The sequence below is a fragment of the Pseudacidovorax sp. genome (assembly GCF_017991995.1).
Taxonomy (GTDB): domain Bacteria; phylum Pseudomonadota; class Gammaproteobacteria; order Burkholderiales; family Burkholderiaceae_C; genus Xenophilus.
Map to the genome: position 1 here is coordinate 172,986 of NZ_JAGOPN010000001.1, position 24,087 is coordinate 197,072.

The 24,087-nt window shown below is 66.4% G+C and carries 24 protein-coding genes and 1 pseudogene; 16 read left to right on the forward strand and 9 right to left on the reverse strand.

All coding sequences use genetic code 11. The features are described 5' to 3' along the window. Positions 1-175: 175 nt before the first annotated feature. Entirely contained in the window at positions 176-1,528 is a 1,353-nt protein-coding gene (locus KBC94_RS00795; protein WP_294365944.1) for an aspartate aminotransferase family protein, read from the forward strand. 2 nt (positions 1,529-1,530) lie between these two features. Next, positions 1,531-2,433 carry a transporter substrate-binding domain-containing protein gene (locus KBC94_RS00800; RefSeq protein WP_294365270.1) on the forward strand — a complete coding sequence of 301 codons (903 nt, stop codon included), beginning with the start codon at positions 1,531-1,533 and terminating at the stop codon, positions 2,431-2,433. Between the two features lie 447 nt (positions 2,434-2,880). On the opposite strand, the gene KBC94_RS00805 is transcribed toward KBC94_RS00800, so the two are convergent. The 7 genes from KBC94_RS00805 to KBC94_RS00835 all read right to left on the reverse strand — a co-directional run bounded on the left by KBC94_RS00805 (position 2,881) and on the right by KBC94_RS00835 (position 7,731). Continuing rightward, positions 2,881-3,084 carry a hypothetical protein gene (locus KBC94_RS00805; protein ID WP_294365272.1) on the reverse strand — a complete coding sequence of 68 codons (204 nt, stop codon included), beginning with the start codon at positions 3,082-3,084 and terminating at the stop codon, positions 2,881-2,883. A 195-nt stretch (positions 3,085-3,279) separates the two neighbouring features. Further along, a complete protein-coding gene (locus tag KBC94_RS00810; RefSeq protein ID WP_294365274.1) occupies positions 3,280-3,840 on the reverse strand; it encodes a hypothetical protein in 561 nt (186 codons plus the stop codon). 385 nt (positions 3,841-4,225) lie between these two features. Next, positions 4,226-4,978, reverse strand: a complete 753-nt coding sequence (locus KBC94_RS00815) for an amino acid ABC transporter ATP-binding protein (RefSeq protein ID WP_294365275.1) — start codon at positions 4,976-4,978, stop codon at positions 4,226-4,228. Beyond that, positions 4,975-5,562 carry a hypothetical protein gene (locus KBC94_RS00820; protein ID WP_294365277.1) on the reverse strand — a complete coding sequence of 196 codons (588 nt, stop codon included), beginning with the start codon at positions 5,560-5,562 and terminating at the stop codon, positions 4,975-4,977. Before KBC94_RS00820 ends, KBC94_RS00815 begins: the two co-directional genes overlap by 4 nt. Continuing rightward, a complete protein-coding gene (locus tag KBC94_RS00825; RefSeq protein WP_294365279.1) occupies positions 5,559-6,254 on the reverse strand; it encodes an ABC transporter permease subunit in 696 nt (231 codons plus the stop codon). Before KBC94_RS00825 ends, KBC94_RS00820 begins: the two co-directional genes overlap by 4 nt. 6 nt (positions 6,255-6,260) lie before the next feature. After that, positions 6,261-6,932: an ABC transporter permease subunit gene (locus KBC94_RS00830; protein WP_294365281.1), complete on the reverse strand. Its 672-nt coding sequence runs from the start codon at positions 6,930-6,932 to the stop codon at positions 6,261-6,263. A 13-nt stretch (positions 6,933-6,945) separates the two neighbouring features. Next, positions 6,946-7,731, reverse strand: coding sequence for an ABC transporter substrate-binding protein (locus KBC94_RS00835; RefSeq protein WP_294365284.1), 786 nt, complete (start codon positions 7,729-7,731; stop codon positions 6,946-6,948). A gap of 315 nt (positions 7,732-8,046) precedes the next feature. Between KBC94_RS00835 and KBC94_RS00840 the strand changes: the two genes are divergently transcribed. The 13 genes and pseudogenes from KBC94_RS00840 to KBC94_RS00900 form a co-directional block, all read left to right on the forward strand. Then, entirely contained in the window at positions 8,047-8,361 is a 315-nt protein-coding gene (locus KBC94_RS00840) for a LysR family transcriptional regulator (RefSeq protein ID WP_294365285.1), read from the forward strand. 140 nt (positions 8,362-8,501) lie between these two features. Beyond that, a complete protein-coding gene (locus KBC94_RS00845) occupies positions 8,502-10,523 on the forward strand; it encodes a conjugal transfer protein TraG (RefSeq protein WP_294365946.1) in 2,022 nt (673 codons plus the stop codon). Continuing rightward, positions 10,520-10,999: a CopG family transcriptional regulator gene (locus KBC94_RS00850; protein WP_294365287.1), complete on the forward strand. Its 480-nt coding sequence runs from the start codon at positions 10,520-10,522 to the stop codon at positions 10,997-10,999. The genes KBC94_RS00845 and KBC94_RS00850 overlap by 4 nt, the downstream gene beginning before the upstream one ends. After that, positions 10,996-12,030, forward strand: a complete 1,035-nt coding sequence (gene trbB / locus KBC94_RS00855) for a P-type conjugative transfer ATPase TrbB (protein ID WP_294365288.1) — start codon at positions 10,996-10,998, stop codon at positions 12,028-12,030. The genes KBC94_RS00850 and trbB overlap by 4 nt, the downstream gene beginning before the upstream one ends. Further along, positions 12,027-12,359 carry a TrbC/VirB2 family protein gene (locus tag KBC94_RS00860; protein WP_294365290.1) on the forward strand — a complete coding sequence of 111 codons (333 nt, stop codon included), beginning with the start codon at positions 12,027-12,029 and terminating at the stop codon, positions 12,357-12,359. The genes trbB and KBC94_RS00860 overlap by 4 nt, the downstream gene beginning before the upstream one ends. After that, positions 12,356-12,622, forward strand: coding sequence for a VirB3 family type IV secretion system protein (locus tag KBC94_RS00865; RefSeq protein ID WP_294365293.1), 267 nt, complete (start codon positions 12,356-12,358; stop codon positions 12,620-12,622). The genes KBC94_RS00860 and KBC94_RS00865 overlap by 4 nt, the downstream gene beginning before the upstream one ends. A 12-nt stretch (positions 12,623-12,634) precedes the next feature. Beyond that, complete coding sequence (gene trbE / locus KBC94_RS00870) at positions 12,635-15,082, forward strand: conjugal transfer protein TrbE (protein WP_294365296.1); 2,448 nt, start codon at positions 12,635-12,637, stop codon at positions 15,080-15,082. Continuing rightward, the gene (gene trbJ / locus KBC94_RS00875; RefSeq protein ID WP_294365299.1) at positions 15,079-15,846 is read left to right on the forward strand and encodes a P-type conjugative transfer protein TrbJ; all 768 of its coding nucleotides are present in this window, start codon (positions 15,079-15,081) and stop codon (positions 15,844-15,846) included. The genes trbE and trbJ overlap by 4 nt, the downstream gene beginning before the upstream one ends. Positions 15,847-16,152: 306 nt before the next feature. Next, a complete protein-coding gene (gene trbL / locus KBC94_RS00880; RefSeq protein ID WP_294365302.1) occupies positions 16,153-17,529 on the forward strand; it encodes a P-type conjugative transfer protein TrbL in 1,377 nt (458 codons plus the stop codon). 10 nt (positions 17,530-17,539) lie between these two features. Continuing rightward, positions 17,540-18,244: a conjugal transfer protein TrbF gene (gene trbF / locus KBC94_RS00885; protein WP_294365305.1), complete on the forward strand. Its 705-nt coding sequence runs from the start codon at positions 17,540-17,542 to the stop codon at positions 18,242-18,244. Continuing rightward, positions 18,241-19,239, forward strand: a complete 999-nt coding sequence (gene trbG / locus KBC94_RS00890) for a P-type conjugative transfer protein TrbG (protein ID WP_294365310.1) — start codon at positions 18,241-18,243, stop codon at positions 19,237-19,239. The genes trbF and trbG overlap by 4 nt, the downstream gene beginning before the upstream one ends. A 101-nt stretch (positions 19,240-19,340) precedes the next feature. Next, complete coding sequence (locus KBC94_RS00895; protein WP_294365313.1) at positions 19,341-20,555, forward strand: TrbI/VirB10 family protein; 1,215 nt, start codon at positions 19,341-19,343, stop codon at positions 20,553-20,555. Further along, positions 20,552-20,758, forward strand: a pseudogene (locus tag KBC94_RS00900) (DUF2274 domain-containing protein); the annotation flags it as partial. The gene KBC94_RS00895 and the pseudogene KBC94_RS00900, both read left to right, overlap by 4 nt. Positions 20,759-21,358: 600 nt before the next feature. Here the strand turns inward: KBC94_RS00900 and KBC94_RS28835 are convergent. Beyond that, positions 21,359-21,901 (reverse strand): DUF3320 domain-containing protein, encoded by a 543-nt coding sequence (locus KBC94_RS28835; protein WP_366934630.1) that lies wholly within the window; start codon positions 21,899-21,901, stop codon positions 21,359-21,361. A 221-nt stretch (positions 21,902-22,122) separates the two neighbouring features. On the opposite strand from KBC94_RS28835, the gene KBC94_RS00905 reads away from it, so the two are divergent. After that, a complete protein-coding gene (locus KBC94_RS00905) occupies positions 22,123-23,016 on the forward strand; it encodes an IclR family transcriptional regulator (RefSeq protein WP_294365316.1) in 894 nt (297 codons plus the stop codon). Between the two features lie 67 nt (positions 23,017-23,083). Here KBC94_RS00905 and KBC94_RS00910 read toward each other — a convergent pair whose 3' ends face one another. After that, entirely contained in the window at positions 23,084-24,082 is a 999-nt protein-coding gene (locus KBC94_RS00910; protein ID WP_294365319.1) for a tripartite tricarboxylate transporter substrate binding protein, read from the reverse strand. Between the last annotated feature and the right edge of the window lie 5 nt (positions 24,083-24,087).

Consider the following 24,087-nt stretch of genomic DNA (forward strand, 5'->3'; position numbering starts at 1 on the left):
CGGTTGCAAGCGCCGTGCCGCGTTGTCCACGTTGTTGGCAATCCAGTCTTTGCATCGGCGATGCGTGGCGTGCATTGCCTGCGGATGCAAAGTGAACATTGGACCCCAGGCCGCCTGCTCGCCACCATTGATGAATCCACTCCCGTCATCTCACCACAACGCAAAGGATCTGATCATGAGCGAGCAACTTCGCGCGGCAGCCAAGGAGTACCTAGTCCGCTACGGCGGCGACACCTTTCCCAACCTGTTTCGCAGCGCCAAGGGCGCGATCGTCATCGACGACACGGGCCGCGAGATTCTGGACTTCACCTCTGGCCAGATGTGCGCCACCATCGGCCACAACCATCCGGCCATCGTGCGAGCGGTGCACGAGGCAGGCGAGAAGGCCTTCCACATGTTCAGCGGCATGATTCCCGAGGTGGTGGCTGAGCTGGCGCAGAAGATGGCCACCGACTGGATGCCCGCGCCGCTTACCAAGTCGATCTTCGTGAACACCGGATCCGAGAGCAACGAAGTCGCGCTGCGCATGGCAAAGATGTACACCGGCGGCTTCGAAATACTGGCCGTCGGGGGCTCGTGGCACGGCGTTACGGGCGGCACCAGCGCCGTGTCGTTCGCAAGCGATCGCAAGGGCTACGGCGTGCACGTGCCAGGCGTATACGTCATGCCCGAGCCCAACGCCTACCGGCCCTATATCAAGGGCATGTCCGGCGAGGAGTCGGCGCTGGCCTGCCTGGAACTCGGCCTGAAGATGTACGACATGGCCTCAACCGGCCGTCGCGCAGCCATCATCATCGAGCCCATCATCAGCGCTGGCGGCGTGCTGGTGCCGCCCAAGTCGTACATGCAGGCGCTTCGCAGGGCGGCCGACGAACGCGGCATGCTGCTCGTATTCGACGAAGCGCAAACGGCCTTCGGGCGCATCGGTCACCGCACGGCGGCGGACTTCTACGGCGTGGTGCCGGACATCATGTCCGTCAGCAAGACCATGGGCGGCGGCCTGCCGCTGGCGGCCACTGTGACCAGCCCGCAGATCGAACAGGACGTGCACGAGAAGGGCTTCACCTTCTACACGAGCCACGTCTCCGATCCGCTGCCCGCCACCGTAGGCCTGGCCGTGCTGGAGACGATTCGCAGCGAGGGCCTGATTGAGCGTGCCCGCACCACCGGCGCCTACCTGCGCGACCAATTGCTGGCCATGCAGGACCGCTACGAGGCTATCGGCGACGTGCGTGGCGAAGGCCTGCTGCTGGGGGTGGAGCTGGTGCAAGACCGCGAATCTCGCCTGCCGTACCACGAGCTCGGCGCGCGCACCACCAAGAAGTGTTTTGAGCTGGGACTGAGCATGAACATCCGCCGCCGGCCAGAGCGCGGCTCCGTGTGGCGCATTGCGCCGCCGCTCAACGTGAGCCATGAGCAGATCGACCGCGCGATTGCCATCCTCGACCAGGCACTGCGCGAGAGCCTGGACGAGCTGGCGCAGCCCAGGCCGGTGTCTGTGAGGCAGCCCGTGGCTGCCAGCAATTGAGCATGTCCGCCATGAACACCAGAACATTCATCATCGGCAACGCGCTGGCCCTGACCCTCGTGGCAGTCGGCGCGCAAGAAGCGGTCCCTGAGGGCGGCACGTTTGCCAAGGCAAGGGCCGCTGGCACCATCACGATGGGCGTGCGCGAGTCGTCGCCGCCACTGTCCTACTCGATCGGCAGCACCTACGTTGGCTACCACGTCGAGCTGTGCGAACAGATGCTGTCGAACCTGCTACCGGGCGTGAACATCCGGCGGATGGTCGTCACCTCGCAAAACCGCGTGGCGCTGCTGCAGAACGGTACTATCGACATCGAGTGCGGTTCGACCACTAACAACGCCGCGCGCCAGCAGCAGGTGGCCTTCGGCAACACCACCTACATCACCGAGGCACGCTTCGCGGTGCGCGCCGCCAGCGGCATCACTTCGGCCGAGCAGCTCAAGGGCAAGACGGTGGTCACCACCACCGGCACCACCCTTGTGCAGCGATTGCGCAAGCTGGAGCAGGAGCGCGGCCTGGGCATGATCGTCGTGCTGGCCAAGGACCATGCCGAGAGCTTCCTGATGCTGGAGAGCGGCCGTGCAGATGCGTTCGCCATGGACGACAACACGCTCGCAGGCAACATTGCCAGCGCCCGCAATCCGGCCGACTTCAAGATCGTTGGCAAGCCTCTGGGCATTGAGCCGATCGCGATCATGGTGCGTAAGGACGACCCAGCCTTCAAACGCGCGGTCGACGGTTATCTGGGCACCGCCATGTCCTCAGGCGCGCTGGAGAAGCTATACACGAAGTGGTTCATGTCGCCGATTCCTCCGCGCGGTTCGGTCATCAACATTCCACTCAGCGCCTCGCTCAAGGCCGCCTTTTTGGCGCCCAACGACAGGCCCACCGAAGCTTACGAGTAGCGGTAGATGGCACTGGAAGGCTATGGAAACTCATCCTGGGCGCTCTGCCGCTCCAAAAAGCTCGGCCGACATTGAGTCAGCGCCTCTGCGCGGGTAGCCAGCCTGAAATCCAGGCCGCGCGCTGTTGGCCGAGCGCACTCCCGCCTGTGGGAACAGGGTCGTGTAGTAGTGCTGCTCCCGCGCGAGACGCGGCATCGCCGAGGCTCGCCGCGTCGTCTGTTTGGAAGTCCATACCTGCCACCGGCAGGCCGCGTGCCGACGCGAAAGGCGCTGGACCTTGGCGATCAGCAACGATGACGGCATGTTGTCCAGCAGCACATGCAGGGTGCCAGAAGCATTACTTGCTCATGCTGCACGAGCAAAGGCGAGGCAAGGTCCTGCTTTGGGCCTCGGTGCCAGCCCGCATGCTCAGCTGCTTGACCGCCAGCCAGAAAGCGTCCACTGGGATCAACGGTAGGCTGCCGGCGCATTCCGGATTTGAGCCATGTCGGCATCGAGTTCCGGCAGCGCCATGTTGCGGTTGCCGTCCTCCACCATCGACTGCAGCCGCACCTGCTGCCAGCTTATGAATCCAAGAAGCGCCAGCAGCAGCACGCGGACGGTGCCGCAGCCGGGGTTGAGGCGGGTGCCGAGGTAAACGTTTCTGTTCATGGAGGCGGCGAGGTCGGAAGGGCAGGTATGGACGGGCCGATCAAGCGGGTGCCGTGCTGCCGTCTCTTGGCCATCCGGCAGACCTCCGACCTCAGGCGAGGAGCCTCCGTTCCATTTGGGTGAGTGGTGCCTGATCCGGATTCCTATTGCCGTTCCGGGCCTGGATGCCGTCGGGCTCTTCCTGCAAGTCTTCGCTTACATCGGCGGCGCGAAGCCATTGCGGCCAACGTTGACTCGCAAGGCGGTAGGCCTGCCGTCCTTCATCTGTGCGTTCACCAGAACCCTGGCACCAGGCACCAGCAGGGCCCGTTCGTCGTTGTTGCCAGGCCTGAAGCTGACTACCGGCACATCGGCCGGCACGATGATCGTCTTCTCGCCGCCCGGGTACTGCAGCACGAGTTGCTGTCCGCCCGGCACGGAGGTAGGCGCTGCAGTGAGGCCGGCCACGGTGGCGTTGGTCATCGTGCTTTCAGGCACGAGGTCCCATGGGAAGTGGCCTTCGGCAATGCCGCGCGCGGCCTCGGGAAATACCACCACCTCAAGCGCACGCTGCGTGCCGTCGGCCTGCGGCATGGCCGCCGTGCCGATATAGCTGCCGGGCCGGATGTCGGCCAGCCGGATCGGATAGATCTCGGAGATCGGCATGCCGGCGGGCCGGGCAAGCGCGACGGTTTCGCCGCCTCGCTCCTTCACGGTGATCGTTGTGGCGTCGACCGCTACGAGGGTGCCACGCAGCCGCACCGGCTTGTCGGCCACCGTCGGGGTCGGGATTGGTGGCGTTGGCTGTGCATGGAGCGCGGCGGTCCCGCCACAGCAAATTACAACGGCCAGGGTCCAGCGGGCGAGGCCAAGGGAACGGAAAAGCATCGGAAGCCTTTGGAAGGCGGACCGGGCCGCCACGACAAGCGGCGGCAGCGGGCCCGGGTGGGACGATACGCCTCTCCGGCCGTTGCGGAAATCGCGGCCGCAAAAGAGCACGCGTCGCCCGCCACCGTGCCAGGGTGAGACGTTCCGGTGCGCCGACAGGCTGCTGTACGGCGGTCATGAGGTCCGGCCAGTGTCTGAGGGCCAGGCTCGCTGCCAGCCTGATCTTGATGTCGTCGCGCCGGAACGTGCCGACGAAGCTCTCGGCCACCGGTGTTCAGTGAACGCCTTTGAGGAAATGCTGAATCCTTGGATCAGCGTTCGCATCGAAGAAATTGTCTGGTGTCTCCTGCTGCACGATGTGGCCCGCCTCCATGAACACGACCTTGTCGGCCACGGCGCGGGCGAAGCCCATCTCGTGCGTGATGCAGATCATCGTCATCCCGTCCTTGGCCAGCAGAATCATGGTGTCGAGCACCTCCTTGACCATTTCGGGGTCCAGTGCGGACGTGGCTTCGTCGAAGATCAGCACCGACGGGTCAAGGCACAGGGCTCGCGCGATGGCGACGCGTTGCTGCTGACCGCCTGACAGCTGCCCGGGATAGGCGGTCGACTTCTCCGCCAGCCGGACCTTCGCGAGCTGCGCCATCGCAATGTCCCGCGCATCTTGTTTGCCTCGACGGCGCACCCACCGCTGCGCCAGGGTGCAGTTCTGCAGCACGGTCAGGTGGGGGAAGAGATTGAACTGCTGAAACACCATCCCGATGTTCGCCGCCACGAGAGCGCTGTGCCGCATCCGGGGTGAGACCGACTGCCCATTGACCCGCACCTCGCCACTTCCGTAGGGTTCAAGGCCGCTGATGCAGCGCGCAAGGGTTGACTTGCCGGACCCGGACGGGCCGCAGATGACGACCCGCTCTCCTGCGGCGACGTTGAGGTGAACGTCGTGCAGGACCTGGTGACTGCCAAAGTGCTTGTTGACCCCGCTGACATGCACCACCGGCGCAGCGGCTTGGCGTTGCGTCTTCATGCGGACTGGGCTCGGTACAGACGACTCGCGGGGCTGTCTGGCCAGGCCAACAACCGTCCTTCGGTCACGCGGGTGCGGCCGTACACGATCCAGGCGTCGTCCACAGTGCCAATGAAGTGTTCGATCTTCAGGATGTCCGGGTGTGCCTCGGCCAATGAGGCATAGGCCAGGCCCTCGACATAGGTGCCGTCGATGAGACCCTGGGCCACGTCCGATACCGTGGGGACGAGGTCGATGCGATCCCAGCCGCTGGAATCGATGTAGTCCAGGGTCGGACTCATCACCGCGAGCGCGCCGGTGGGCGCGGCATCCTTGCGACGGATGATCGCCAGGTCTCGGCTGGGCGAGAGGAAGGTATCCACAGCGTGGAGCCCCTGGAAGGACTTGGCCATTGTGGCCGTGCAGTCGGGGTGAACGGCGCACTGGACCAGGAAGTCGGCTTCACCGACGAGGACGGCGGCGACCGCTTCGGCAAAGTCGCTGGTGAGCGTCAAGGTGGCGACGCTCAGCCCGTGGAAGTCGAGGTAGCGCCGCGTCACCAGCTCGTGGTTGTTGCCCGCAGGGCCCAAGGTGATGAATTTCATGCTGTGCGAGGGGTGGAGTGGAGATCGAGGCGGCGTTCGAGTTGCCTCAGGCCGGCCATCAGGATGTAGTTGATGGAAAGATAGACCAGGCCTGCCCCGATGAACACCTCGTAGGGTGCATAGGTTTCGGAGGTCAGCAGCCGGGCGGTGCCGGTGAGGTCCAGCAGGGTGACGGTGCTCGCCAATGAGGTCGCCTTGCAGGTCAGGATGACATCGTTGCCCAAGGCCGGTAATGCGGTCCTGAGGGCGAGGGGCAGATCCAGGTGGCAGAAGGTGCGCGCACGGCTAAGGCCAAGGACGAAGGCCGCTTCCCGGATGCCACTGGGCACGGCAGCGAGAGAGGCGGCCAGCGTCTTCCCCGCGTAGGCGGCGGAGTTCAGGCCGAGGGCGATGACGACACACCAGAAGGGGTCGCGGAGTAGGGGCCAAAGGAACGAGCCGCGAATGAGGTCGAACTGACCCGCGCCGTAGTACAGAAGAAACAGCTGCACGAGCGCGGGTGTGCCCCGGAAGAAGAGCACATAGCCATTGGCGGCTGTCCGCAGAACGGACCACCTGGCGTTGCGCGCGAGTGCGATGGGTAAAGCCAAAGCGACGCCGAGCAGGACGACAAGCGCCGTGAGTACGAGCGTGAGCCGAGCGCCTGTCAGCAGCGTCGGCATGACCGACCAGATCAACGAGATGTCGAACATGCCCATTCACCTCACCGCCTGTGGTGCGACCTTGCGTTCGGCCCAGTCGAGGCAGAGCGTCAGCGCACCGGTCAAGGCCAGATAGATGCAGGCGGTGGCCAAGTACATCGTGAAGGGCTGCCGTGTCGCGCCCGCCGCCTCAGCGGCCTTCCTCATGAGTTCGTCGCATCCCACGATGGAGACAATGGAGGTCTGCTTGAGCAGGACGATGGTCTGATTGCCGAAGGGTGCCAGCGCCGTTCGTGCGGCCTGAGGCAGAACCACCATCCACAAGATCTGCGCGTGTGAGAGTCCGAGCACACGAGCTGCTTCCCGCTGCGCGGTAGGCACGGCCTGCAGAGCGCCACGCGCGATCTCGCCGGCATAAGCACCGAAGGACAGCGCCAACGCGACGACGCCGGCCAGGAAGGTATCGATCTCGACATGGCGTCCTGTGAGACTGGCGAGCGTCAGTGAGCCCCCGAAGAAGACGGCGAAGACGATCAGCAGGTCCGGCACGCCGCGTGCGACGGCGGCGTAGCCGGCGCCGATCACCCGCAGTGGGCACAACGGCGCGAGCTGCAGCCAGCAGCAGGCTGCGCCCAATAGGGAGCCCAGCAGGAGCGATGCGGCGGCCAACTGCAGCGTGGTGAGCGCTCCGATCAGCAGTTGCCCCTCATAGCCTTGAAGCAGGTTCATGGGATCGACCGGCCTACATCAGCTTGAAGGGGAAGTACTTGGCCGTGATGCGGTCATACGTCCCGTCGGCCCGGATTGCGTCGAGCGCGGCGTTGACCTTGGCCAAGGTCTGAGGATCGTCCTTGCGGACTGCAATCCCGTTCCCTTCCCCCAGCAGGCCACCCTTGAACTCGGGCCCGACGAACGCGAAGTCCTTGGCCTGGGGCGTCTTCATGAAGCCCACGAAGTAGGTCACCATGTTGCCGAAGATGTAGTCGACCCGACCTGCGACCAGGTCGAGCTCAGCAGCCTGAGGCGTGTCATAGAAGCGCAGATCCGCACTTCCGTAGTTGTGGATCAGGAAGCCGGCCTGGATCGACCCGCGCTGCACGCCGATCGTTTTTCCCTTCAGCGCTTGTGGGCTTACCTCGTCGGGTGTCCCTTTGCGGGCGACAAAACGCGACACGGTGTCCTTGTACTTGGTCGAGAAGGCGACGCGCTGTCGGCGCTGCTCGGTGATCGCCATGCTCGCGACGATCAGGTCGAACTTGCGCGAGAGCAGTCCTGGAAGCATGCCATCCCAGTCCTGCGCCACGATCTCGCACTTCGCTTTCATCTTCTCGCACAGGGCCCGCGCGATGTCGACGTCCCAGCCCTGCAACGCGCCCTGGGCATCCTTGTAGCTCCAGGGTGGATAGGTGCCTTCGGTGGCAATCCGATAGCTGTCCTGAGCATGGGCCGCACCGATCCACACGGCTGCAGAGAGCGTTGCACAGGTGAACCAGCGAAGGAGGTGAAAGCGGCGCATGGAGGGTGTCATGGGGCGTCCTCGGAAGTCGGTGAGAAGCCGCGATGCTCCGATGCGTGCGATCTATCGGCAACGCTTGCATGGCAGGCAATCGTGCGGTTCCCGCGACGGGGTCTGACGGCTCGCGCCGTAGAGGTGTCGACGCCCGCGTTGCATCGCAGTCAAAGCTACTGAGTGGCTTTCGCCAATTTCGCAAGCTGCTGAATGCAGTGGCCTGCCAGATCCGGGGAGTGTTCTGTGGCGCCCGTCTCTCCAAACTCGGCAGCCATGGCATCGGGCGCCATCGCCGGTGGTGCCCCAACGCCGACCGTCGAGTGGAGTCCACCCATGATCCAGGGCATCAGCCTGCGCCACCTTCGCTTCTTCATGGCCGTTGCGCGAGCGGCCAGCATTCGGCGCGCCGCCGAGCAGCTGCCGACGGATGCGTCGAATCTCTCGCGTGCCATCCGTGAGCTGGAGTACCGACTCGGCGACGTGGCGCTGTTCGACCGGCGCCGGCGTCCGATCCGCTTGACGCCTGCAGGCAGTGCACTGGCCGACCGAGGCCGGGAGCTCGAAGAGCATTTCGTTCGCGTGGTGCAGCAGATGTCTCGTTCACGGTCCGATGCTGGACAGAACGCTGCACAGGGACGTGGGCAATGAGCAGGGCCAATGGGCTGCAGTACGCCTGGGTACGCCGGCGTGGGTGGTCGGCTTTCGCTGCTCTTCGGACACTGCACCGCAGTTGCGCGGCGGGGGCCGCCGTTCAGTGGTCGTGTCAAGGAGCTTGGATGTCCCATGAGGTGCAAAGCGGTGTGCTGGTCGGGCGAATCGCCGCGGTCGCCGCCACTTCCCTGGGCGGCGTCTGGACGGCCACGCAGTGGACGGCCAGGGCTCTTGGGCATCAGCCCCGGCTTGGCGCACCGTGGTTCGAACTGCTCGGGCAGCCGGTCTATGAACCCTGGAAGCTCTTCGAATGGTGGTACTGGTACGACGCCTATGCGCCCGAGGTCTTCAGCCGGGGCGGCACCATCGCGGCGAGCAGCGGCCTCCTTGCCACGGGCGTGGCCATCGGCATGGCGGTGTGGCATTCGCGGGTGTCGCGCCGTGTGACGACCTACGGCTCGGCGCGGTGGGCGGAGCGCACCGAGATCGACAAGGCCGGCCTGACGGGCGCCGCCGGCGTATTCCTTGGCCGTCATCCCGCGCGCGATGGCGCCTACCTGCGCCATGAGGGGCCAGAGCACGTGATGGCCTTCGCGCCGACGCGCTCGGGCAAGGGCGTGGGTCTGGTGGTGCCGACGCTGCTCAGCTGGCCGGGTTCGGCGGTAGTGCATGACATCAAGGGCGAAAACTGGCAGCTCACGTCGGGCTGGCGGTCTCGCTTCTCTCACTGCCTGCTCTTCAACCCCACGGACGCACGGTCTGCCGCCTACAACCCGCTGTTGGAAGTGCGGCGCGGCGAGCACGAGGTGCGCGACGTGCAGAACATTGCCGACATCCTGGTGGACCCCGAGGGCGCGCTCGAGCGGCGCAACCATTGGGAAAAGACCTCCCATGCCCTGCTGGTGGGGGCGATCCTGCACGTGCTCTATGCGGGCGAAGACCGGACGCTGCGCGGCGTCGCGAACTTCCTGTCGGACCCGGCCAGCACCTTCGAGCAGACCCTGCACCGCATGATGACGACGCTGCATCTGGGGGCCGCGCCGCACCCGGTGGTGGCGTCTGCGGCGCGTGAGGTGCTCAACAAGAGCGACAACGAGCGCTCGGGTGTGCTCTCCACCGCCATGTCCTTCCTGGGCCTGTACCGGGATCCTACGGTGGCCGAGGTGACGGCCCGGTGCGACTGGCGCATCGCGGACCTGATCTCGGCGCAGCACCCGGTGTCGTTGTACCTGGTGGTCCCGCCTTCGGACATCAGCCGCACCAAGCCGCTGATCCGCCTGATCCTCAACCAGATCGGCCGTCGGCTCACGGAGTCGCTGGATGGCTCGGACGGCTTGGCGCGGCGGCACAAGCTGTTGTTGATGCTCGATGAGTTTCCTGCGCTGGGCCGACTGGACTTCTTCGAATCAGCGCTGGCGTTCATGGCTGGCTATGGCCTGCGCGCCTTCCTCATTGCGCAGAGCCTGAACCAGATCGACAAGGCCTACGGCGCGAACCACGCGATCCTGGACAACTGCCATGTGCGCATTGCATTCGCCACCAACGACGAGCGCACGGCGAAGCGCATCTCGGACGCCTTGGGGACGGCCACGGAGCTACGCGCCCAGCGCAACTATGCCGGCCACCGGCTCGCACCCTGGCTGGGACACCTGATGGTGTCGCGGCAGGAAACGTCGCGGCCACTGCTGACGCCCGGGGAGGTCATGCAGCTGCCGCCCGAGGACGCAGTCGTGATGGTGTCGGGTCATGCGCCCATCCGGGCGCGCAAGCTGCGCTACTTCCTGGACCGCAATTTCACTGCGCGTGTACTGCCGCCGCCGGCGTTGACCGTGGGGCGCTATGGCGACCGGCCGCCCGCCCGGCCGGACGATTGGCATGCGCTGTCTGCGGGTGGCGGCGCAGGGGTACAGGCGGCGCAGCTCTGCAATTCGTCCTTGGATGAAGGCGGCCACCAGCTGAAGCCGGAGCTGGATCTCTCGCCCCCGCCGACGCCCGAGCCGGAGGCGGTGGATCTGCTGCTGCTCGACGAAGAGGTTGACGACGGGAGCATGCCATTGCCTCGCGGCGTCGCTGACGCCCGCGGTGGCCATGCCGTGCGTGATCGGTCTCGGCTCGCCCGCCTGGCGGCACTGGATCCGGACGACGGGATCGTGCTATGAGCCTCGGCACGCGGCGCATGCGCCTGAACATCTTCATCGAGCGGGACCATGCCGGTCGGTTGGATGACATCGCGGCCCATCGCGGCGTGTCGAAGTCGTCCGTGATCGCCGCGGCGCTGTCTGCCTACCTCGCGCCAGACGCCGCGCAGCAACGCGACGTTGCCTTGACGAAGCGCCTGGACCGGCTCTCGCGCCAGTTCGAGCGGCTGGAGCGTGACCAGGGCATCCTGATCGAGACAGTGGCCCTGTTTGTGCGCCACTACCTGACCTTGGCTCTGCCCGTCCCAGAGCATCAGCAGGAGGCCGTCCGCGCCCAAGGTCGTGCGCGCTATGCGCAGTTCATTGAACAGCTGGCGCGGCACGTCCAGCGCGGGCGCAGCCTGGTCCGGGAAGTCGAGGAAGAGTCCGTGGTTGCCGGCCCTGTCCCGGAGGACTCCGCCGGGTCGATGTCAGAAGTTCGGGAGGAGGGCGCATGACTGCCTCCGATGCATGGACCGATCGCGAACCGGCTGAGCGACGCATTCGAATGCTGCGCACGGCCATGGGGCCGGAGATCACCGCTGCTCTCGAAGACCGCGACGTGATCGAGGTCCTGCTCAATCCCGACGGCTCGCTCTGGCTGGACCGGCTGGGGACGGGCAGAGCGCCGACGGGCCATCGGATGGCCGCCGCCGATGCCGAGCGGATCATCCGGCTGGTGGCCGCGCATGTTCGCGCGGAGGTGCATTCGGGGGCGCCGCTGCTGTCGGCCGAGTTGCCGGAAACGGGGGAGCGCTTTATGGGGGCGCTGCCGCCCATCGTGCGGGCGCCGTCCTTTGCGATCCGCAAGCGCGCTCTGGCCATCATGACCCTTGCGGACTATGTGGCCGCTGGGATCATGAGCGAGGCGCAGGCCGCGTTTCTGCGCTGCGCCGTTCGAGCACGGCTCAACATCGTGGTGGCCGGTGGCACCAGCACCGGCAAGACGACGCTGGCGAACGCGCTGCTCGACGAGGTGGCCCGGACCTGCGACCGTGTGCTCGTGCTGGAGGACACCGTGGAGCTTCAGTGCCGCAGCGAGGACCACGTGAGTCTGCGCGCGGAACCGGGTGCGGCCACCATGGCCGACTTGGTGCGCGCCACCTTGCGCCTGCGGCCGGACCGCATCGTGGTCGGCGAAGTGCGTGGTGCTGAGGCGCTGGACCTGATCAAGGCCTGGGGCACCGGGCACCCGGGCGGCATTGCCACGGTGCATGCCAATTCCGCCGCGGGCGCCCTCACGCGGCTGGAGCAGCTTATCCAGGAAGTCAGCCTCATCGTTCCGCGGGCGCTCATTGCCGAGACGGTGAACGTGGTGGTGCATCTCGCAGGGCGCGGTCACGCCCGTCGTGTTCGATGCATTGCGCGAGTCGTGGGCCACGACACCAACGGCTATCTGCTGGACGACTCGCTCGAGTCTGCGCTGCCTGTGTCTGCCGAATCCATGCCTCCTCAACCCCCGTCATCCCTTCCAGGAGATTCTTCATGATCCTTCGTCGCTGTTCCAGGCGGCCGCTGCTGCGTGCCGCCTTCCCGCTGGTCACGCTGCTTGCGGTGGCTGCACCTGCGTATGCCGCTGGCTCCAGCATGCCGTGGGAGGCGCCGCTGCAGTCCATCCTCGAGTCCATCCAAGGACCGGTGGCGCGCATCGTGGCGGTGATCATCATCATCTCGACGGGCCTGGCGCTTGCCTTCGGCGACACGTCAGGAGGCTTTCGCAAGCTGATCCAGATCGTGTTCGGCCTGTCGATCGCGTTCGCGGCCTCTTCCTTCTTCCTGAGCTTCTTCAGCTTCTCCGGTGGAGCGGCACTGGCATGAGCGGATCGGACGTCCCTGGCTTCGAGGTGCCGCTGCATCGGGCGCTGACGGAGCCGATTCTGCTGGGCGGTGCGCCACGGACAGTGGCCATCGCCAACGGCACCCTGGCGGCCGCTGTGGGGCTGGGGCTGCAGTTGTGGATCCCGGGTGCCGTGCTCTGGGCTGTCGGCCACGCACTGGCGGTCTGGGGGGCGCGGCAGGACGCGCAGTTCATGCCGGTGTTCATGCGGCACCTCAAGCACCGCGCCTTGCTGGACGTGTGAGGACTGGGCTTCATGTTCAATCTGTCCGAATATCGCCGGCGTGCCGACCAACTGGCCGACTATCTGCCGTGGGCGGCGCTTGTGGCGCCGGGTGTCGTCCTGAACAAGGACGGAAGCTTCCAGCGCACGGCCCGATTTCGCGGCCCCGATCTGGACAGTGCCACGCCCACAGAACTGGTGGCGACCACGGCACGTCTCAACAACGCGCTGCGTCGCCTGGGTTCCGGCTGGGCGATCTTCGTGCAGGCCGAGCGGCGCGAGGCGGCCGGCTATCCCCACTCGGCATTTCCTGAGTCTCTGTCGTGGCTCGTGGACGAAGAGCGCCGCGCGGCCTTCGAGGCGTCCGACAGCCACTTCGAGAGCCACTACCACCTCACGCTGGTCTGGCTTCCCCCGGAGGAGAACCGCGCACGGGCGGCACATCTTCTCTATGAGAACCGGGCCGCGGACGGTGTGGACTGGCGTGAGCGCCTCACGACCTTCGTGGCGGAGTCTGGCCGGCTGCTGGACCTGATCGAAGGCGTGATGCCCGAGGTCGGCTGGTTGGACGACGCGCAGACCCTGTCCTTCCTGCATGGCTGCATCTCAGAGCACCGGCACGCGGTCGCGGTGCCCGAGGTGCCCATGTATCTGGACGTGCTGCTTGCCGACCGACCCCTGGCCGGCGGTCTGGCGCCCATGTTGGGCAGTGAACACCTGCGGGTACTGACCGTCCGCGGTTTTCCTACATCCACCTGGCCCGGCATCCTGGATGACCTCAACCGACTGGGCTTCGCCTACCGCTGGTCGACCCGCTTCCTCTGCATGGACAAGGCCGAAGCGGAGCAGGCGCTCGTGCGGCTGCGGCGGCAGTGGTTCGCCAAGCGCAAGAGCGTCATCGCCCTGCTGCGCGAGAGCGTGTTCCAACAGGAGAGCCCACTGGTCGACAGCGATGCGAGCAACAAGGCGGCCGATGCCGACGCGGCACTGCAGTCCTTGGGCGGTGACCAGGTCGCTTTCGGCTATGTCACCGCGACGGTGGTGGTCATGGATGCCAACGCGGACGCGGCTGAAGAAAAGCTGCGGCAGGTTGAGCGGGTGATCCAGGGGCACGGCTTCGTCACGATGCCGGAGACGCTCAATGCGGTGGAAGCCTGGCTGTCGTCTCTGCCCGGGCATGTGTATGCCAACGTCCGACAGCCCATCGTGTCCACGCTGAACCTGGCTCACCTGATGCCCGTGTCGGCGGTCTGGGCCGGGCCGGAGCGCAGCGCCCATCTGGACGGGCCGCCGCTTGTGATCACACGCACAGACGGAGCGACGCCGTTCCGGCTGGTGACGCACGTGGGCGACGTGGGCCATACGCTGGTGGTGGGCCCGACCGGGATGGGCAAATCTGTGTTGCTGGCCACGCTGGCGCTGCAGTTCCGGCGCTATGCCGGCTCCTGCGTTCTGGCCTTTGACGTTGGGCGGTCCTTGCGCGCGACGATCCTGGGGCTCGGGGGCGAGCACTACGACCTCGGCGCCGAGCACGGTATCGCTTTCCAGCCGCTGGCTCGCATCGATGAAGAAGGCCACCGGGCGTGGGCGGCCGAATGGATTGAGGGGCGGCTGCGGCAGGAGGGCGTCGACGTGGGCCCTGCCGAGCGCGAGGCGGTCTGGCTGGCCCTGGGCAGTCTGGCCAGCGCGCCGATCGAGCAGCGAACGCTGACGGGGCTCTCGGTTCTGCTGCAATCCAAGGCCTTGCGGCAAGCGCTGGCGCCCTACGTGCTCGGCGGCGCCCATGGGCGGCTGCTGGATGCGGAGGCGGACAGGCTGGGCGATGCCGCCGTGCAGTGCTTCGAGATGGAAGCCCTGATGCCCAGCAAGGCGGCGGTGCTGGCCGTGCTGGGTTATCTCTTCGCGCGCTTCGAGGCCCGCTTCGACGGGGCGCCCACGCTGCTCATCATGGACGAAGCCTGGCTATTCCTGGACGACCCGGTGTTCGCGGCACGGATTCGCCAATGGCTCAAGACGCTGCGCAAGAAGAATGTGTCGGTGGTCTTCGCGACACAGAGCCTGGCCGACATCCAGAACTCCAGCATTGCCCCAGCCATCGTCGAGAGCTGCGCAAGCCGCATCTTCCTGCCCAATCCCCAGGCGACCGAGCCACAGATCCGGCAGATCTACGAGGGCTTCGGCCTGAATGCGCGGCAGATTGCCATCGTAGCGACTGCCATCCCCAAGCGCGAGTACTACTACCAGTCCCGTCTGGGCAGCCGCGTCTTCGACCTTGGGCTGGGTCCCGTGGCGCTGGCCTTCGCCGGTGCGTCGCGCCCCGAACAGCAGCGAGAAATCGATGAGCTGCTGCGCGAGCACGGCCGCGCTGCGTTCGCTCGGCAGTGGCTGCTGCATCAACGCCTGGGCTGGGCGGCTGAGCTTCTGGCGGCCTTCCCTGGTGCTGACTCTCAACCGTCCAACTTCGAGGAGAACTCTGCATGAAGCCATCTCGCATTGCCTCCCGTCCGCTGTGCCGTGTGGCGTTGACGGCAGCGCTGGTCTTCGGCGCCGCCGCACCGGCCCACGCCCTCTTCGGGATCGGTGACATCGTGCTCGATCCCTCGAACCTGGCCCAGAACATCCTCACGGCGGCCAACACGCTGGAGCAGATCAACAACCAGGTGAAGCAGCTTCAGAACGAAGCGCAGATGCTCTCCAACCAGGCCAAGAACCTGGCACGCCTCGACTTCAACGCACTGGCACAGCTGCGCAGCACGCTGGCCACGTCGAATCGGCTGATCCAGGAGGCCCAGAGCCTGGCCCAGGGCGTGCAGGCGATGGACGCACAGTTCCGGGCGCTTTATCCGGAGGCCGTGGGTGTTTCCGTGTCGCAGGGCCAGATGGTCGAGGACGCGCGTCAGCGCTGGTCTCTGTCGCTGGAGGCACTGCGCACCGCAGCGAAGATGCAAGCGCAGGCCGTGCAGACCTTCTCGGCAGACGAACAGGTCCTGTCCGATCTCGTTGAACGCAGCCAGTCGGCGAGTGGCGCGTTGCAGGCTGCGCAGGCGACCAATCAACTGCTGGCGCTCCAGGCCCGACAGGCGATCCAGGCGCAGCAGCTTCAGCTGACCCAGGACCGCGCCGCTGCGCTGGAGCAGGCGCGGCAGGCTGCTGCGCATGAGCGCGCGCGAGAGACGCGCCGCCGCTTCCAGGGCAGTGGCACGGCCTACACCCCGTATCCGGTGGGCTTCCATGGCACTCCGTGAAGCGGTGGGTGCCCCGGGTGCCATCTACTGGCTGACGATGGGCATGCTGGTGGGGGCGGTGCTGGGGCAGGGCGGATGCCGTGGGCAGGAGAACGCCGCAGGTCCCATGACAGCCGCGGCGCTTGCAGAGGATCCGCAGAGGTTGGCCGCCTTGCGCGCAGCATGTCGGCAACGCGACGCCTCCGTGTCGGAGGCGCAGTGTGCGGCCGTTTCGGAGGCAGCGCGCCTGCGCTTTCTTCGGGCAGAGCCTTCGCCTTATGCGACATCCGTCTCGCCGGCGGCGCAGCCGGGCCGGGTTGCAGCGCCATGACCGACGTCGGGACCATCGACCGCTTCCTGGACGTCTTCTCCCGCTACATCGATTCCGGCTTCGGGCTGCTCCAGGGCGAGGTGCGCTTCCTGACCGCCACGCTTGTAGCCATCGACATGACGCTCGCGGGACTGATGTGGGCGCTGGGCCATGCGAGCGGGCAGGGCGACGACGTGGTGGCGCGGCTCATCAAGAAGGTGCTTTACGTGGGTGCCTTCGCCTACATCCTCGGCAATTTCAATCGCCTGGCCGACATCGTGTTCGACTCTTTCGCGGGGCTGGGCCTCCATGCCTCAGGCTCCGGTCTTTCGAAGGGGCACCTATTGCAGCCGGGCCGTCTGGCGCAGGTCGGCATCGAGGCGGGGCGTCCGATCATGAAGCAGATCGGTGATCTGACGGGCTTTCCGGAGGTCTTCGCCAACCTGGACATGATCGCGGTCCTCTTCCTGGCCTGGCTGGTGTTGATCGTGGCGTTCTTCGTGCTCGCCGTTCAGCTCTTCGTCACGCTGATCGAGTTCAAGCTCACTACGCTGGCGGGCTTCGTGCTGGTGCCGTTCGCGCTGTGGAACAAGACGGCCTTCCTGGCCGAGAAGGTTCTCGGGAACGTGGTGGCTTCGGGCATCAAGGTGCTGGTGCTGGCCGTCATCGTGGGCATTGGCTCAGGCCTGTTCGGCGAGTTCACTGCGGCGCCTGGGGAGGACCCTAGCATCGACCATGCGCTGGTCACGATGCTCGCGGCACTGACCTTGCTGGGGCTCGGCATCTTTGGCCCGGGCATTGCGATCGGGTTGGTGTCCGGCGCGCCGCAGCTGGGTGCAGGTGCTGCAGCCGGTACTGCGTTGGGCGCGGCGGGTTTGGCCGTCGCCAGCGGTGCTGCCGCCGCGAGCATGAGGTCGGCTGCAGCAGCTGGAGCCCGGCTCGCGCCCGGCGCGGCAGGCGCTGTCATCCGAGGCGGCATCTCAGCCGGCCGAACTGCCACTTCACTGGCGCAAGAGGCCAGGACAGCCTATGCCTCCGGCGCAGCCGGCGGCGGTGGTGATCCAGCCCGGGCTGCCGCAGCGGGCATGGCCAACGTGGCGCGTGCCGGCGCGAGCGCACTGGGGGCACGCCTGTTGACTGGCTCCAAAGCGCTCGGTGAACGCGTGGCGGACTTCGTGGCTGAGGCGGCTGCACCCGCGGCGGCCGCATCGGGCGCCGCAGAGGCGGGAGACTCAAAAGCTCCCGCGGGCCAGGCGACGGAGCCGGCATGGGCGCGGCGCATGCGGCGGCGCCAGCAGATGGGGCATGCGGCCACGACGGCCGCCCACACCTTGCGCAGCGGCGATGCAGGTGGCGCCGGCACCGGCCCGAGCCTGCGCGATTCGGATTCCTGAGGAGCACATCATGCGTTTCAAGCGACCAGCCGTGCGCTATGCGCAATCGCCTCAACCCGTGACGCCGTACCAGGCGGCCGGCCAAGCCTGGGACGAGCGGATCGGGTCTGCGCGGGTGCAGGCCCGCAACTGGCGGTGGATGGCCTTTGGCTGCCTGGGACTGGCCCTGCTGCTGGGGGCAGGCTTGCTGTGGCGCGCGTCGCGCGCCACCGTGACGCCCTACGTCGTGGAAGTGGACGCAGCGGGCCAGATCCGCGCCGTCGGCGAAGCCGCGACGCCCTACCGGCCGACGGATGCCCAGATTGCGCACCACCTCGCACGCTTCATCACGCTGGTGCGTTCCCTGTCCATTGATCCGGTGGTCGTTCGGCAGAACTGGCTGGACGCCTATGACTACACCACGGACCGCGGCGCAGCCTCCCTGAACGGGTACGCGCGCGTGAATGATCCGTTCTCGCGGGTGGGCAAGGAGTCCGTCACGGTGCAGATCAACAGCGTCGTCCGTGCCACCGAGCAGTCCTTCAACGTGCGTTGGACGGAGCAGCGTTTCGTCAACGGCGCGCCGGCCGGCATGGAGCGCTGGACTGCCTCGATCACGGTCGTGCTGCAGACGCCGCGCACCGAGCAGCGCCTGCGCAAGAACCCCCTCGGCATCTACGTCAATGGCCTGTCGTGGAGCCGCGAACTGGACGCCAATGAAGGAGTGAAGCCATGACTGTGATTTCGAGGTTGTGCGCCTGTGCGGCTGTCGCTGTTGGGGTCGCCGGTTGTGCAAGTCGCGCCGTGCCGCCGCGGGTGATTGACTTGGACGATCCGGTCGAGGCGACGCGGATTCAAGAGCCTGCCGGGCCTGCCATCGTGGTTGAGGTGCCGCAGGTGCTGCCCATGCCTGGACAGTTGAAGCCGTTGGACGCTGTCTTGCCGGAGCCCGCGGCACCAGAGCCAGCAGACGAGACGCAACGTGTTTCCCGAGCGAACGAGGCGGCGCGCGTCGCCCCGACGCGCGAGGGGTACTTAAACGCCATCCAGGTCTGGCCTTACAGCGAGGGCGCGCTCTACCAGGTCTATGCGTCGCCCGGCCGCGTGACGGCAATCCTGCTGCAGGCCGGGGAGGAACTCGTGACGGTCGCAGCGGGGGACACCGTCCGCTGGATCGTGGGCGACACGGTGAGCGGCGTTGACGAGGCGGCGCGGGTGAGCGTGCTGGTCAAGCCGACCCGCCCCGAACTGAAGACCAATCTGGTGATCACGACGAACCGGCGGACCTATCTGGTCGAACTGACCTCGACCGAGAAGGCATGGATGGCGTCGGTGTCTTGGGACTATCCGAAGGACCGCCTTATTGCGCTCAGGCGCGAAGCGGCAAAGGCGCGGGCTGCTGAAGCGATTGACGCCGGGTTGGCGCTGGAGCGGCTGCGCTTTCGCTACCTGATCCGCGGGGACAACCCGCCCTGGAAGCCGCTGCGGGCCTTTGACGACGGGGCGAAGGTGTATATCCAGTTCCCCGCGGGCATCGCCCAGGGGGAGCTGCCGCCGCTCTTTGTTGTTGGTACTCAAGGGGATGCGCAGCTGGTGAACTATCGGTTCCGGCCGCCGTACTACATCGTGGATCGATTGTTCGGTGCGGCCGAACTGCGGCTCGGTGCCGACAAGGCCGACGTCGTGCGGATCGAGCGGTCCGATGGACGCGCACCTGGAGCGGGGTCGTGACGGCCGCGGTCGAGGAGGACGGGGCACCTCCGCCGAAGGCTCCGGTCGAGGCAATGGCGCTGCGCGCTCAGCCGCGGGCCGTGGTGCGCCTGGACCGGCGAATGATGATCCTGCTCGTTGGAAGCCTGTCGGCGGGTGTGCTGGGCGCCATGCTCTGGTCGTTGGAGCCTCTGCCGCGAAAGCCAGGAGGAGAGCCGACGGAGCTGTACAACGTAGATCGCGTGTCACGGTCTGAGGGACTGGGCAAATTGCCTTCGGACTATTCGCAGGTGCCAACTGCGGTTCCAACTGGCCCTGCATTCCCGCAGCTTGGGCCGCCCCTTCCTGGAGATCTGGGGCCTGCCGTTCTCAAGGCACAACGGCCCACCGGCGTCCCGTACGCGCCGCCTGGTCAAGACCCGCATCAGGCCGAGCGGGAGGCGCTGCGCAAAGAGGAGGCACAGGCGCTGACTTCGGGGGTGTTCTTTCGGTCAGGCGGGCAACACGGTTCTTCGTTGCGTGGCAGGACAGCATCGGAGGAAGGCGAGGGGGGACCTGAAGCCTCGTTCGCTTTGGCGGGGCAGACACCCGTTCGTGATGAAGGCTCGGCAATGGGTGGGGTTGCGCCTGTCCTCGATTCGCTGCAGGGTCGTCCCCAACAGAACGACCAGAAGGTGACCTTCCAGAGCACTTCGGGCGGACATGCACGCAATGCTGGGTCCCTAACGCCGCCAGCTTCGCCCTATCAAGTCATGGCTGGGACGGTGATTGCCGGTGCATTGGTCACTGGCATCCAGTCCGACCTGCCCGGCGATGTGATCGCGAGCGTGACCGAACCCGTCTACGACACAGCCACCGGCCGCCATCTGCTGATTCCGCAGGGCTCGCGCATTTTGGGGCGATACAACAGCCAGGTGAGCTTCGGACAGAGCAGAGTGCAGGTCGTCTGGCAGCGCATCATCCTGCCCGACGCCACATCGCTTGCGTTGGACAACCTCGTCGGCACAGACCCTTCAGGCAAAGCGGGGCTGGAGGATGGCGTGGACTGGCACTGGGACCGCGTCATGGCTGGCGCGGCGTTGACGACGTTGCTCGGCATCGGTGCCGAACTGGCGGCGCCCGAGAACCGAAACGATGGCGACCGCGTAGTGATCGCGGGGCGTGAGAGCTTGCAGGATAGTGTCAGTCGGGCAGGCCAGGAACTCACGCGGCGCAACCTCGACATCCAGCCGACGCTGACGCTGAGACCTGGGCTGTCCGTGCGCGTCATCGTGAATCGGGATCTGGTGCTGCAGCCTTATCTGCCGCGTTCTGGTGAACGAAGGAGCCGTCCATGACATCTGCTCGCAAGCTGAGGCTTGGGCCTCTTCCCAAAGCCGATAGCGTAAAGGTGATGTTCCTGTGTCCAACCGAATTGAAGGATGACCTGGAGCGATACGCGGCGCTGCATTCGCAGACCTACGGTGAGAAGGTCGACGCCACGGCATTGATACCTCACATGCTGCAGGCCTTCATCAACAGAGATCGCGTGTTCAAGCGGACACGTGGCCGTTGTGCAGCGCCGGCGTCGATAGATTCTGTTCGGGGCCACGGCGCGAAAGACGTCCAAGGCGCGGGCCTGGCTGGGGCAGCCGTTGCGGTCACCACCACTGAGGCGGTTCTTTCTGTTAGTTCAAAGTGCTAAGGATGGTCCGCAGGACATGGGACACGCTTTTTCTGTCGGTGCTGTAAACAATCCTCTTGTACCGACTTGCGCTTTCGGGGCATACGTCCTCCGTGTTCCGTCGGCAAACTCTCTAAATTCATGGCTCTGCACACGCAGACTTCGCGGCAATTTCAAAACGTGCACGGCTAGCCGCTCGTAGTTGTTGAAGCCTAGGCCTGCGCGCCATTGCTTGGTAGGTCCCTTCTCCGCGAGCGCCCGGTGCCATCACGGTGTGAGCCAGCGAAGCCAGTTCGGCGAAGCTGATCTCGTCAGCCGTTCGCACTCTGACCTCGTGGACGGGCTCGCGGATGGGAGGCTTGTTGCAGGATCGAGACGCTCGGGCCAGTAGAACGTGCAGACCTCTTCATCGGTCGTCCGGTAGCGGGCGCTCGCAATTTGGAACACGCACTCCCCGATGCGTGCGCCGGCACGCAGTCAGCCGTGGGCACGGGCAGTGTGGCGGACCAGCTGGGCGTCGAGCACTGGGCCTTCAAAGTTGATGATATGGGCGATCATGGCGGACAGGATGTCGCCGTAGTCGCCGTCGAAAAGACAGCCGGGATTGGCAGCAGCGGGGTTGGTGACCCGATATCGCGAGACCTCCGATGGCGGTGGTTCGCCAGTATCGGCATGGACTGGCGTTACGGAGATCTGGCGTGCAAAGACTTCTTCGACTTGATGGTATGGCGCTGTGGACGAGGCCTCTCGTGGGATAGGGTCTGTACCCTCGATTGGGTACGCTACTTCTTCGCTGGGCTTCGTCGTTGATGCCAGGGCTTGCGCGAAGGCTGCTTGCGCCAGGCGTTCGGCCTCGGCTTCGCGCTCAGCCTCTTCTGCACGCAGCTCTCGCTGAGCTTTGAGGGTGGCATGTAGCCGGACATCCAGCCTGTCGAGCGTGCCTGTGTGATCGATCCACCGATGAGTGGACCTGGCCCGCGCAATGTCCCATCCCAGGCCACGCAGGACCTGCTCACGCAGCTTGTCACGATCGCGTGCGGTGGCGCTGCGATGGTAGGTGACCTCGCACGGGCCATTGGGGCGCGGTTCATCGCACTAGGCGCAGGGGCTGAACACACGCCACCGGCATCATGCGTGACCACGACGTCCCCATCTCTGTGCAGCACGGCGCGAAGGTCGTGAGCGCCTGCGGCTTCGCTACCATCGTGTGCAGCAGTTGATGTTCAAGGAAAGTCGATTCGATGGCGCAGAAAGGCCGGCGCAAGGCGCTGCAGGAACAAGTCGAGCCGGCGGCGCGCCGGGTCCAGATGGGTGACGTTGACGGGCCTAAACGGCTCGTGCAGACCGATACTTTGGACGAGGCTGGGGCCGAACCCGCATCGCGCGCTTCCACCGCATCCAGCCTGTCCCGCCTGCTCGGCACCCTGGGCCTGTTCTCCACCGACACCCCCTCGCTCACCGTCGAGGAGATCGCCACCCGCCTGGGCGTGCCCAAGAGCACTGCCTACCGCTACATCCAGGAGCTGTCGAAGGTGGGGCTGCTGGTGCGGCTTGACCGCAGCATCACGCTGGGGCCGCGCATCATCGAGCTGGACCGCTGCATCCGCGAGTCCGATCCGGTGATCCGCGCCGCTGCGCCGCCCATGCGCGAGCTGGCCGAGCAGACGGGGCTGGACGTCTTCCTGTCCAAGCTCTACGGTCACTCCATCATCACGGTGCACACCGAATTCAACGACCCGCTGCCGCATCTGCGCTACGGCCGTGGCCGGCCGGTGCCCGTGCCGCGCGGCGCCAGCGCCAAGGCGCTGGTGGCCTTCCTGCCCGCGGCGCGGCTGCGCCGGCTGCACCAGGAGCTGGCGAGCGAGTCGCCAGACACGCCGCCGTGGGAGGCCTTCTACGAAGAGGCGCAGCGCATCCGCCGTGAGGGCTACTGCCGCACCTCGGGCGAACTCAATGCGGGTAAGACCGGCGTGTCGGCGCCCATCTTCGGGCGCGGGCGGCTGGTGGTGGCCAGCGTCACGGCGCTGGGCAGCGATGCGCGGCTGGCGCTCTTCGATTCCGAGGCCATCGCCGAACTCGTGCAGCGCACGGCCCACATGATCAGCGTGCGGTTGTCGGCGGACGGTCACTTGTAGCCGACCGCTCGACATTGCGGTTCGTCTTGCCGGGAAGCGGGCGCAGTTCAGGACCGGCGGGCGACGCTTAGAAGACGATGTTCGCCTTCCTGACGATGGGCGCTGCAGCCGCCAGCGAGCGGCGCCAGGTTTCCAGCGCCTGAGCCGGTGTGCTCACCACCGGCTCCAGGCCCAGGGCCACCATGCGGGTCTGCACCTCGGTGTCGGCGGCGATGGCCTGCACCGCCGTCGCCAGCGTGTTCACCACCGGCGCTGGCGTGCCTGCAGGCGCGAAGACTGCGAACCAGCCGGCATTGCCCATGTCGCGCACGCCCAGCTCCTCGAAGATCGGTACTGCGGGCAGCGAACGCACGCGCTGCAAACCGGTCACGGCCAGAGGCCGGACCGACCCGGCGGTCACCATCGCCTCGACCGCCGCGACGGTCAGAAACACGGCGTCCACCTGGCCGCCCATCAGATCGGTGAGGGCAGGGGCCGAGCCCTTGTAGGGCACGTGCAGCAGCTCGATGCCGGCCGACTCGGCCAGCACCTCACCCATCACATGCGCGGAGGAACCCGCGCCGAAGCTGCCGTAGCTGAGCTTGTTGGCCTTGGCCCGCTGCAGGAAGGTGCGCAGGTCCTTGGCGGGACTGTCGGCTCGCACTGCGAGCACCAGCGGGGCGTTGGCCATCACGCTGACGATGGTGAAGGCCTCCTGCATGGTCTTGCCGGGCACCACGGCCTGCTTGGACGCTAGGGCCGCGATCACGTGGGTGGAGTTGCTGCCGAACATCAGCGTGTGGCCATCCGCCGGTGCCTGGGCCACGGCGCGCGCCGCGATCAGGCCGTTGGCGCCCGGCCGGTTGTCGATGACGACCGTTCCGCCCAGTGCGGCCTGCAGCTTCTGGCCGATGAGCCGGGCCACGGTGTCGGTGCCGCCGCCCGCGGCGAAGGGCACCACCAGGTTGATCGGCCGATCGGCCAGGGTGGTGGCGTGTGCCAGGCCGGTGCACGTCGCGGCGAGCGTGGCAAGGAGCGCAAGGGCCTGGCGGCGCTGCGGGACGAAGGGCGTGGGAGATGAAGGCATGGGAG